At 46.0% G+C, this 9,814-nt stretch carries 13 protein-coding genes; 11 read left to right on the top strand and 2 right to left on the bottom strand.

Features of this window, described 5'->3' with window-relative positions; translation table 11 throughout:
- The first annotated feature begins 92 nt into the window (after positions 1 to 92).
- The 5 genes from UTM25_RS22190 to UTM25_RS22170 all read left to right on the top strand — a co-directional run bounded on the left by UTM25_RS22190 (position 93) and on the right by UTM25_RS22170 (position 2,122).
- Complete coding sequence (locus UTM25_RS22190; RefSeq protein ID WP_320715364.1) at positions 93 to 524, top strand: DUF2787 family protein; 432 nt, start codon at positions 93 to 95, stop codon at positions 522 to 524.
- Between the two features lie 12 nt (positions 525 to 536).
- A complete protein-coding gene (locus UTM25_RS22185; protein ID WP_206689182.1) occupies positions 537 to 1,028 on the top strand; it encodes a lecithin retinol acyltransferase family protein in 492 nt (163 codons plus the stop codon).
- Positions 1,016 to 1,246, top strand: a complete 231-nt coding sequence (locus UTM25_RS22180; protein ID WP_194401777.1) for a DeoR family transcriptional regulator — start codon at positions 1,016 to 1,018, stop codon at positions 1,244 to 1,246. Before UTM25_RS22185 ends, UTM25_RS22180 begins: the two co-directional genes overlap by 13 nt.
- A gap of 94 nt (positions 1,247 to 1,340) precedes the next feature.
- Complete coding sequence (locus tag UTM25_RS22175; RefSeq protein WP_194401776.1) at positions 1,341 to 1,667, top strand: hypothetical protein; 327 nt, start codon at positions 1,341 to 1,343, stop codon at positions 1,665 to 1,667.
- 62 nt (positions 1,668 to 1,729) lie between these two features.
- Entirely contained in the window at positions 1,730 to 2,122 is a 393-nt protein-coding gene (locus UTM25_RS22170) for a hypothetical protein (RefSeq protein ID WP_194401775.1), read from the top strand.
- Between the two features lie 64 nt (positions 2,123 to 2,186).
- On the opposite strand, the gene UTM25_RS22165 is transcribed toward UTM25_RS22170, so the two are convergent.
- Together UTM25_RS22165 and UTM25_RS22160 are read right to left on the bottom strand one after the other, a co-directional pair.
- Positions 2,187 to 2,621 carry a hypothetical protein gene (locus tag UTM25_RS22165; protein ID WP_194401774.1) on the bottom strand — a complete coding sequence of 145 codons (435 nt, stop codon included), beginning with the start codon at positions 2,619 to 2,621 and terminating at the stop codon, positions 2,187 to 2,189.
- Positions 2,614 to 3,525 (bottom strand): helix-turn-helix transcriptional regulator, encoded by a 912-nt coding sequence (locus UTM25_RS22160; protein ID WP_194401773.1) that lies wholly within the window; start codon positions 3,523 to 3,525, stop codon positions 2,614 to 2,616. The genes UTM25_RS22165 and UTM25_RS22160 overlap by 8 nt, the downstream gene beginning before the upstream one ends.
- Before the next feature lie 283 nt (positions 3,526 to 3,808).
- Here UTM25_RS22160 and UTM25_RS22155 point away from each other — a divergent pair, with 283 nt between their 5' ends.
- From UTM25_RS22155 to UTM25_RS22130, 6 genes are all read left to right on the top strand, one after another.
- Positions 3,809 to 4,246 (top strand): diadenylate cyclase, encoded by a 438-nt coding sequence (locus UTM25_RS22155; RefSeq protein WP_194401772.1) that lies wholly within the window; start codon positions 3,809 to 3,811, stop codon positions 4,244 to 4,246.
- A complete protein-coding gene (locus UTM25_RS22150) occupies positions 4,243 to 4,836 on the top strand; it encodes a hypothetical protein (protein ID WP_194401771.1) in 594 nt (197 codons plus the stop codon). The genes UTM25_RS22155 and UTM25_RS22150 overlap by 4 nt, the downstream gene beginning before the upstream one ends.
- Positions 4,837 to 5,027: 191 nt before the next feature.
- Entirely contained in the window at positions 5,028 to 6,116 is a 1,089-nt protein-coding gene (locus tag UTM25_RS22145) for a CBASS cGAMP-activated phospholipase (protein WP_194401770.1), read from the top strand.
- Positions 6,113 to 7,414 carry a CBASS cGAMP synthase gene (locus UTM25_RS22140; RefSeq protein ID WP_194401769.1) on the top strand — a complete coding sequence of 434 codons (1,302 nt, stop codon included), beginning with the start codon at positions 6,113 to 6,115 and terminating at the stop codon, positions 7,412 to 7,414. The genes UTM25_RS22145 and UTM25_RS22140 overlap by 4 nt, the downstream gene beginning before the upstream one ends.
- Positions 7,333 to 9,138, top strand: coding sequence for a ThiF family adenylyltransferase (locus tag UTM25_RS22135; RefSeq protein WP_194401768.1), 1,806 nt, complete (start codon positions 7,333 to 7,335; stop codon positions 9,136 to 9,138). The genes UTM25_RS22140 and UTM25_RS22135 overlap by 82 nt, the downstream gene beginning before the upstream one ends.
- The gene (locus UTM25_RS22130) at positions 9,125 to 9,607 is read left to right on the top strand and encodes a Mov34/MPN/PAD-1 family protein (RefSeq protein ID WP_194401767.1); all 483 of its coding nucleotides are present in this window, start codon (positions 9,125 to 9,127) and stop codon (positions 9,605 to 9,607) included. The genes UTM25_RS22135 and UTM25_RS22130 overlap by 14 nt, the downstream gene beginning before the upstream one ends.
- Positions 9,608 to 9,814 lie beyond the last annotated feature (207 nt).

The following is a 9,814-nucleotide window of genomic DNA, read 5'->3' as shown; positions in this document are numbered from 1 at the left end:
ACCCCCTTTATCCCCCTTGCTCTCCCCCTTCCTTCATGACCTTTGCACTGCCGAAGGCAACCTAATTTATATCGCTATAAAGGAGATTATCTGTGATCCCTAATTCACCCACGTTGCACCAGCCCACTCTTGACCTTCCCCTGAGTAACGAATTTATCGCGCTGATAACCACACACCTCGCGGCACTGCCTGACACTTGTCAGAATGTCGTGCTGAACTTTCGTGACCCGGAGTACAGCGCTGAAAACGGTGGCTGGCATCCGGTAGAAATTCGCCTTATCCGCAGCGAACAGCCTGAAATATGGCAACTGGATTACCTCACCGACTTCAGCTGGCAGGGCCGGGTCTGGCCCGAACTGGCAAAGGAATTTGATATCTGCTGGTCGCAGCGCTATGCCTGGCACTACCTTATCGGAGAGCTGCCGCTCAACCATGAGCTGAGCGAGTTCTGGACGCTCTGGCAGGAAAATTTTGTGGCGTACTGCGCGATGGATGTCTTCACCGTCACCGTTTCCCCGGACTAATAAGGAGGCTTTATGCTGTTCACGCTTATTTCCCGGCTGGTGATATACCGGCCTCTGTTCAGTCTTGCGGAAAGCTTTGCCGACAATGTTATTCGTGACACGGTGGACGAACCGGCAAGAGGCGGTATCGTCTGGTGCGAACTGGCAGGCGGCTATGCCACCCACAGCGGTATCTACACCGGAAATAACCGGATTGTGCATCTGTCCGGTGATGGCGAGGTGCTGTGCAGCGACCGCAAAGGATTTATGGCCAGGCTGAATGGCCTGAACCCTGCCATGTCGGTCTATACCGACTGTCAGGGACGGTTGCCGGTTGGAAATATCGCCGCAGCCGGTCGGGCATTACGGGCGCTGGGCTCCAGACGTCAGTATCACCTGCTGAAGGAGAACTGCCACCGTTTCACAGCAGAGTGCCTGACCGGAAGACCGGATAATGCCGTAGTCCTGCATCGCCAGCTTAAACGACTGCAACGCGGGAATACCTGGCGCGTATGGGAGGACTGATGGCCCGCGCTGAAAAACTTGCTGAACGCCTCTGCCACTGCGTCATTTTGCTCTGTCAGGGGAAGACGTTGTCAGTCCGTGTGCTCACACAACACTTCGGGATTTCATCCCGCACAGCCCGCCGTGACCTTGCCCGCATGGGCTGCATCATGGAGCCCGCTTCCCCCGGTTGCTGGCGTCTCTCAGCACAACTTCGACGTGCTTTCATCCATCGCTGAAAATTCTTTCCCCTGTGGTCATAACCTGTCCAGCCCACCCGATATGCTTATTCGGCGATATCCCGCATGGCTTGTTATTTAAGGAAAAAACATCATGAACAAGATTTGTACTGCACTGTTTATTTCGTTCATCCCGCTTGTCAGCGCTCATGCCGGACTGGTTCAGGTTGAAAACCGGGTGAGCTGTTATCTGGCTCTGGACGGCAATGAAGGGCTTATGAAGTCCAGTGGAAGTGACATCGCTTTCACCAAAAGCTGGCTGCACAACGAACTGGCCCGCCACGGCGTTGACCAGGAATCAATTAATGAAAACTCTGATGCTCTGGAAAATGAGCTTCCCCGGGCTTATCAGAAGGCAGCTTTCTCCGATAAATGCGTCAGCTATTACAGTTCCTCCGCCAACCGCAAAGGCGATGAATAGTCATCGGCCTGACGCTATCAATAACTGAATTCAAACCTCTTCATTTTTCACAGGTTAAATTAATGAAAAACATCATTCTCACCACATGCATTCTGGCAGCATCTGCTTCAGCATCCGCCGCTCTAATCCCACTGGAAACAGCGGGCCGTTGCTATGAGGCCACCCGTCAGTCAACGCAAATGGCCATGCTGCTGGACCCGGATGCAAAGGAATACAAAAATATTGGCGACAACAACAAGGAGCTGTTTGGCACGCTTTCCGGCGGCGTGGGCGAAAAGGACTCGAAGAAAATACGTGATGCGTGGAAAGCCATTCTGGATAATGCAGGCATGGAAGGAAAAATGGCGAAATCAGACGGGTATCGTGCAATGAATATGTATCCGCACGATGTCATTATGCAGGAAGCTAACAAGTGTGTCCGGCTGGCGCTAAAAAGTGGCATCGTCAAACTGTGACAGCCAATCAATAACAGAAGGGAGAGCGTTGTGCTCTCCCTTCTCAATGACTCACTGGTGCGGTTTATTTTTTGCCCGGCGGCGTGATTTCGCCATACTTCACCTTCAACCGGACGATTTCGCACTCATACCAGGTGATAATGACCTTCAGTAACGCATTCACTTTATCCAGGTCACGAGGAGCAGAATATCCAACCACCCCTTTATTCATCGGGCTGAAGCGTTCCTTACGGGAAAGCGTCATCGCCGCCAGTTGTTCATCAATGCCGTGCATCAGCAGGTGGCTGTCGTCCCCGGCCTGAAATCGCTCACAGATAAATGCGGCATGTTTGAGTAAAACCTCTGGCTGAACGGGGAAAGGGCTGTCCAGCCAGTCTTTCAGTCCGGCATTTTGCGCATTATCATGCGCCCCCAGCAACCCGCTCAGTAAGTCCACTGCAAGCGCCTCAAAAGCATTTTCCGCGTCATTATCGTCGTATAAAGTCGTTTCGTTATTCATCTGATGTTTCTCTATTCATTTCATCATATCGGGTGAGCGCACTGCGCATGTCGTCAATAATCTGATTGCGGATGGAAGCTGGCTTAATGACTTCCACCTCAGGCAACCAGTATTTGATAAGAGGAATAATCTGCCGGGGGTGCGCCACACGGGAAATAATGAGCAAATCACCGGCTGGTGTTGTATGGATAATTTCCTGACCGGGATAAATGTTGCGGCGAGAGAAATAGGATGCCGCGCGGGCAGATACAGCGATCAGCACTTCGGTGAGTTCATCGCCATACCAGATGCTTTCCGCAAGTTCCACCTGCTGACTGACTAAGGGATCAGGACTGAATCGCATATTGCTGACCTGCACATGGGTCATCGTGGAAACGGCAAAACTCTTCAACGTTCCTTCGTGCCGGGCGGCGAGATACCAGAGCCCTCTGTCATTCACGACACGATAAGGTTCAGTGGCCGAAAACGTTTTGTCTTTATAGGTAAAAGTTATTTTCTGTGATGCCTGAATCGCCCCGGAGATCGCGTTGAGGGTGGACATGAAAGCACCGCAATTCTCATAAGGGCGTTGCTTGATCAGGAAGGGATTGTTTTCGGTGTCTCCCAGGAGCACGTTCAGCAGGCGATCTTCCCAGCGGGGGAACAGCCCTTCGATACCGAGAATGCGGGTAAAACGGCGCAAATCCGTGTTGCTGCGTTGTCCCAGTATACCTTTAGGCAGCCGATACTGTTTACCCTGTCGGAGCAGATTAAGATAGGCAAGGCGCTCGGTCAGATCACGCCGTATTGTTTTTTCGCAAACGTTAAATTCGTCAGCAAGATCCCTCACGGTCAGTGACTCGCCATTATTGAGGCGCGTCAGTATCAATCCAAGTCGGTATCCAAGTTTGTCGTGTCGGTCCATTCCGGCATCCGGGTTGCTGAAGCAGGAACGGGATTATGTGCAGTCGTGTGGACGGGTTATGTCCACACATTGCAATACACAAGTAAAATAAAAAACATTAAAATCAATATCTTGCAAAACAATCACAAAAGGGACACAACCTGTCCATCAATGCACATCAATAGATGCGCATACTTCTACTACTGAAAATTCATGCAGTTGAAAATCACCCCTTCCCTTATAAAAAAAGGTATCGGATAATGTGCATTAATCACTCACCCTAACAATAAGCATACAACAAATAATGACAAAAGAGTTACTGTATGAATTACTCCATGATATTTGGAAAACATCTAGCCATAGTGATTTCTCTGGGATCGGAGTAATTATTTGTAATGATACCAAAAACCTTTCCATAACAAATCTGCGGGATACAAATCCTATACAGAATGGTTCTACCTTAGATTTACTTTCCGAGATATCAAATAAAAACAATACATATCATGATGGCTTTCACATTTTAGATGACTCAGGAAAAATAAAATATATAGCACAATACTTCTCTCCTCAAATAATACCTAACGTATGGTTTGATAGATCAAGATTTGTGGGAGGGCGTTTCGTTGCAGCTCTATATGGTTCTTTCATCGAGGAAATACAACTTACAGGCATTGTAAGCGAAGGAGGGCGTCTTTCTATATTTGAGAACGGAAAGGAAATTCATTATGAGGAGCTACAATGATAAATTTAATCCCGATCGGAAAAGTTATATCCTTGATTGCAGTAGCCTATGCAGTTATATGCTGCCTGATTTTATGGGCTGTATACGATGAAAATATGACTTTTTCATCTGCTGTATCAATTGCAACAGGAGGTTCACTACTTCTCAATGCCCTTTTGTTGTCACTTATTTACTTTGGTTGGCGCTGGCTATGGAAAGCTTTACCTATATTAAACGATCTGCTCTTCCCTGATTTAAATGGAACCTGGGATATGGTTATCCATTGGGAATGGGGAGATAAAAAAGGTACATCACGAGCAAATGCAACGATTAAGCAAACCTTTCTTAAAATTGGAATGGATGTTGAAGCCGAAGGCTCAGACTCACAGACTTTGGTGGCTAAACCTAAGAAGGATGAAGAAACTGGGCGTGCAGTACTCTATTATGTCTTTTTAACAACTCCTAAACATAAAGCAAATTTTGACGAAGAAGCCCCATATAGAGGAACGGCAATTCTTAAACTAAGCCTAAAAGGTAAACGTAAACTTAATGGGAACTACTTCACAAGCCGTAAAACTGTTGGCTATTACGAGCTGACACGTCTTGACTAAGCACCTGCCAGCAGTTGAGAGCCCTCTCACTGGGGGCAAATATCCTAAGATATTTATCACAGATAGTACCCAAAGCCTTATTGCTGATTTTTTATACAAAATGATGATTTTATCTTCAAATTTCTTTCATTAAGACCTTGAATGTTGTTCAGATTACCCCATATTCTACGTTTGAAAACGATGGAGGTTCCATGGACGACTCTCAAAAACAATTCAAAATACTGTCCCTGAATGGGGGCGGTGTTCGCGGTTTGTTCTCGATAACTATACTTGCTGAACTTGAAAGAGTTATGGCTGAGCGTACCAACAACCCTGATCTGGCCATAGGTAGCTACTTTGACATGATCACAGGTGCCTCTATTGGCGGGATCATTGCAATTGCTTTAGCTGACGGACAGAAAGCCAGAGATTTACAGATTAAATTTCATACTGCTGCCCCAGCAATCTTCCCTCGATATAGTTGGATTCCCGGCTGGCTACGAGGTATCCATCAGTTTGTTAAACGCTTATGGTGCCCCCTCTACAATGCTGCTCATCTCAAAAAAGAAGTAACGGGGATTATAGGAGATGGCAAAACGGTTCGGATGCTGAAACGACGCCTACTTATCCCTACGATCAACCTTAGTACAGGTCGTCCTTTATACATCAAAACTTGCCATAACTCTCGATTCACAAGGGATGATCAATTTAATCTAATTGATGTTGCAATGGCTACATCCGCTGCACCTACATATTTCCTGCCTCATTATATTGAAAACCAAAGTGCCTATTTTGCTGATGGAGGGTTACTGGCAAACAACCCTTCCTTTGTTGCGTACCATGAAGCACTCAACTACCTTGACGATGAAGAATTTTTGGGTTTAGCACCAGAAGATATCAAAATTCTAAATATCGGTACCCTATCGAATGATTTCTGTATCAATCCCAACAATATCACTAAATTATCACCGGGTTACGTTGGGCTATGGGGCGGAGGCAAAGCACTCATAGAAACTGTAATGTCTTCCTCTCAGAAAATGCATGGCTTCATGGCAAACAAAACACTCAATCATGAAGGTGCCCCCGAGCGATATTTCTCACTTGATGAAACAGTACCCGATCAGCAGGCACAACTCATATCACTGGATAACGCGAGTACTGAATCATTGAAAGCTCTTGTAGCCTGGGGAAAATCCGTCGCAACAACGGCAACCGGTGATGATAACCTCTTTAAGACATTCTTTAGCATGGAGGCTCCGGCTTTCATCCATCCACTTGATCGTAAGGAAAAACCAGAATGAAGTGGTCAGCACACTTATATTTTACCGGCTCCAACGATGGACTCATGAAAAGATTGGAACCGTCTAAAGCCGATATAGATTTTCTTGAAGAACTGAAGAAAAAGATAAGAAACCGTATAAAGAACGTGTTTGCTGAAGCGAAAGACGTAATCAATACGATGAACAGCACACTTTATAATTCAACTAATATGCTGCTTGTTGAAAGCGCTGTTAAGAAAACCTTTCTGCGATATCTTGACGAAGAAGACATCCAGAAGGTTGCAACACTCATACTTAATATGGGCGATGATGCACGCAGAGCCTTTCTCGACACTGAGCCCTGGTTCTGGGTTCAGGGTAGCTATAACTATAAGACATTAAATAAGCCCTACCACATGCCTCCACAACAGATGGACATCGATGATGGCACATATATGCCAATGGATATGTTCAGAGAGCAACCGTTGGTTGGGCACCGTCTGCTACTTTTACTTGTCGATGCGTCCTTAGCGTCACTTGCTGAGGAAAATCCCGGATGGAAAGCATCAAAAATGCCTAACTGCGGGCGCATAATCATTGAAAATAGGAATGTACACGTAGATGTCCCTATGTACGCGATCCCTAAGGACCAGTTTGAAATCAGAAAGGCCGCAGCAAAAAGAATAGCAATGGACTCCATAGTGGGCAATGCAAGCTATATGTCAAAATCTGCTAGCGTGAAACTTGATGAGGATTGCGTTTATCTCGCCGTCCGAGGAAGTGATAAATGGATCAAATCAGACCCTGAAACAGTTGCCACCTGGTTTAGAAACGCAGTAAAACGCCACAAGGAACCGATGCGACAAATCTGTCGTTATCTGAAAGCCTGGCGTGACGTCCAATGGGAACACCCACACTTATCTTCTATCGCTCTAATGAAGTGTGTGGTCGATACTTTCGACAACATTGAAATGCCAAACTCACTAGATCATAGTGAGCTTTTGTTAGCAGTAACAGAAAGGTTGTCATCACAGTTAACAGAAGGTGTTAAAAGTCCAGACACATCGGATGATGGACGCTTATTATTCCCTAAAGCAAATACGGACACGGTTGCGAGCCAAAAGATAATTTCTAGGGCTGAGGAGTTGCATTCAACGCTTCATAAAGCACTCAAAGACTCGCCGACCAAAAGCCAGGCACTGCAACTCTTAAATGAACTGTTTGGGGATGGGGTCTTTAATGAGGAGATAATCAAGCCTTGGGCTTCAATGCCAGCCTACCAGCAGCCGCGACAACCTCAGCCGCAAAACCAAATGAAAGATTCTATGACGAGCGGTTAATAGTGACTATCCATAATCTTTTCCTGCAAAGCGGCTTTCAATATTCTGAAAGCCGCTACATTACCGATCTGCCAGTTACCTTGCACAGGGACTGGGATGTTTACACCAAAATCTACCAGACCAAGGAGGGTAACTTTACTGTTGCCGTCATAGATCCAGATGAAGATTTTAGTCACCTTCCGGAAGTTTATATTCTCAGTAGGCCAGAAAAGTTTATTAGTATAGCCCTTCCACACATCAGTAGTTTTCAGAGATTATGTCTTGTAAATCAAGACACCGCTGACTGGAATCCACAGTATCCCCCAGCAGTAATTGAGATGCTAGATCACCTTATACAGCAAGCCCTAAATAATGCTGTCTCTGCTGGAGATCTGCGACAAATGGAATTTCAGGGGGAATTTGTAAATTATTGGGATGGGCTTACTGATGCCTATATCTATGGGAATGCAGGTGTACTTTCAAGTGAAGATTTCTCCTACAGATCCCTGCAAGCGGTAACCTCAAGTGGAGGACAAGCTAGCAAGGAAATAGTTATATTCACTGACTCCCAGCAAAGGGACGATTGGTACAGGCTACGAAACCAAGAATTAACTCTGGAAAAAGACAGCAATGTGACAATTGTCAGAGTAGCTCATAACGATTTAGCTCCTGTCAGATGGCCTCCAGAATCACTTAGCGAAGTTTTTGATTGGCTTAAATCTGCTGACCTTGCTGCCCATGATTCCCTCGCGAGAGGAATACTCAAAAATTTAACTAAAGACAGGCAGATCGCTTTACTGGATATCGCTAATGAGGGAATAATTGGTTTTGAGATCAACTTCCAGTCAAGTGCACGTACTGTCTTGCAACACCACGCCCAAAGAAAAACCAAGCATGGTGGAAAAAAGAATGGGCAAAAGCTTCGTACAGTCCTCCCGATGTTAAGAGCAAAACACGCAACAAGTGCAATGCTGCGCCTGAGTGTTCGTTCAATAAGTAGACAAGAAATACAACAAAGAAACCGCGTTGCCCCTCTAGATCTTGAGAATAAGAAAATCCTAATAATCGGCTGTGGAACAATTGGGGGCTTTGCCGCCCAACTACTGGCTAAAGTTGGTGCCGGACGAGGAAGCATAGGCAAACTAACCCTCTGCGATGGAGATTTCTTATCCCCAGGTAATCTTAGCAGGCATGCTCTACCAGCAACTTATATAGGCTGGAATAAATCTGAAGCTTTGAGTGAATATCTTAAACGAGACGCCTTAGGTCGTCTGAACATCCATGCACTGCCATATCGCATGGAAATGAAAGAAGAAAAGATTCATGGCTATGATATTGTAATTGATGCAACAGGACATGCTCCCACAGGTAAAATGCTTAGCCATTTAATGCGCAGCTCGTCTCGACGTCCACCTTTTCTCATTCACGGGTATAACGACGCCTATGGTATGGCATCTGTTGTGATGATCGATGATGGGAAGGCCTGTTATGGCTGTACTCAACAGCTTACGGTACTCGGCGAATCCAACAAGCCCCCCTCACCCTATCGTAACTCTTGTGGCAGCGTTTTTACGCCTTATGACGCAAGTGTGAGTACAATCACAGCAGCACTGATTCAGGAAGCTGTTTTGAATACTCTCAATGAAAAACTACCATGGACCTACGCTCAGCATTCAACAGGTAAAGTTGTACATCATAAACGACGAAAGCTAGCCAAATATGGAGGTTGTAGTGTTTGCTCCTGATCTCAATTCCGAGCTGGTCCTAAGAAATCAGAGCGGAGGATTGGTTATTGTTGAAACCGCTGCTCTGAGAGCTTTAAATAAATATCGCCAATTGCATAAGAATCAGTGCGAACAAGGAGGGGTTCTAATCGGAGAAGTTCGCCCACCTCATATAATCATCACTCAAATCACAGAACCAGGCCCTGCTGATGTTGCAACTCGCTTTGGCTTTACTCGTAAAAAACAGCACCATCAACATCAAGTTGATCAACACTGGTTAACGTCTGGCGGCTTCCTTACCTATATAGGCGAATGGCACACACACCCTGAACCAAATCCAACGCCTTCTGGCATCGATCTTTCAAGCTGGAAAAAAGGGTTACCCTACGACAGACCATCTATCGTAGTTATCATTGGTCAGCAACTTGACTGGTGGGGTTATTATGAGAAAGGCAAATGCTTAACACTCACCAATGAACATGCTGGTTGACTTGCTCCATCCAGAATCACGGAGCTTCCTTGGCTGATAAAAGCGGCCACATCGAACCATAAACTTGACACGAGTTTTGAAAATCCCCGTGTCCTTGGTTCGATTCCGAGTCCGGCACCACTATTTAAAGAACCCGCCCTCGTGGCGGTTTTTTGCTTTCTGAGTCAACAACTTGTTGGTTTACCAGTAAGCGTACAGCGCGAACCG

It is taken from the genome of Enterobacter sp. 61D5 (assembly GCF_034107965.1).
GTDB lineage: Bacteria > Pseudomonadota > Gammaproteobacteria > Enterobacterales > Enterobacteriaceae > Enterobacter > Enterobacter cloacae_M.
The sequence above is the reverse complement of the archived record's forward strand: the minus strand, read 5'-3'. Positions and strand labels throughout refer to the sequence as shown.

Excerpts from the sequence above, each read along its gene's own strand:
- UTM25_RS22170 (WP_194401775.1), top strand. The coding sequence starts at position 1,730 with ATGAAAAACATCATTCTCACCACATGCATTCTGGCAGCATCTGCTTCA.
- UTM25_RS22140 (WP_194401769.1), top strand. The coding sequence starts at position 6,113 with ATGAAGTGGTCAGCACACTTATATTTTACCGGCTCCAACGATGGACTC.
- UTM25_RS22160 (WP_194401773.1), bottom strand. The coding sequence starts at position 3,525 with ATGGACCGACACGACAAACTTGGATACCGACTTGGATTGATACTGACG.
- UTM25_RS22180 (WP_194401777.1), top strand. The coding sequence starts at position 1,016 with ATGGGAGGACTGATGGCCCGCGCTGAAAAACTTGCTGAACGCCTCTGC.
- UTM25_RS22150 (WP_194401771.1), top strand. The coding sequence starts at position 4,243 with ATGATAAATTTAATCCCGATCGGAAAAGTTATATCCTTGATTGCAGTA.
- UTM25_RS22165 (WP_194401774.1), bottom strand. The coding sequence starts at position 2,621 with ATGAATAACGAAACGACTTTATACGACGATAATGACGCGGAAAATGCT.
- UTM25_RS22155 (WP_194401772.1), top strand. The coding sequence starts at position 3,809 with ATGACAAAAGAGTTACTGTATGAATTACTCCATGATATTTGGAAAACA.
- UTM25_RS22185 (WP_206689182.1), top strand. The coding sequence starts at position 537 with ATGCTGTTCACGCTTATTTCCCGGCTGGTGATATACCGGCCTCTGTTC.
- UTM25_RS22145 (WP_194401770.1), top strand. The coding sequence starts at position 5,028 with ATGGACGACTCTCAAAAACAATTCAAAATACTGTCCCTGAATGGGGGC.
- UTM25_RS22175 (WP_194401776.1), top strand. The coding sequence starts at position 1,341 with ATGAACAAGATTTGTACTGCACTGTTTATTTCGTTCATCCCGCTTGTC.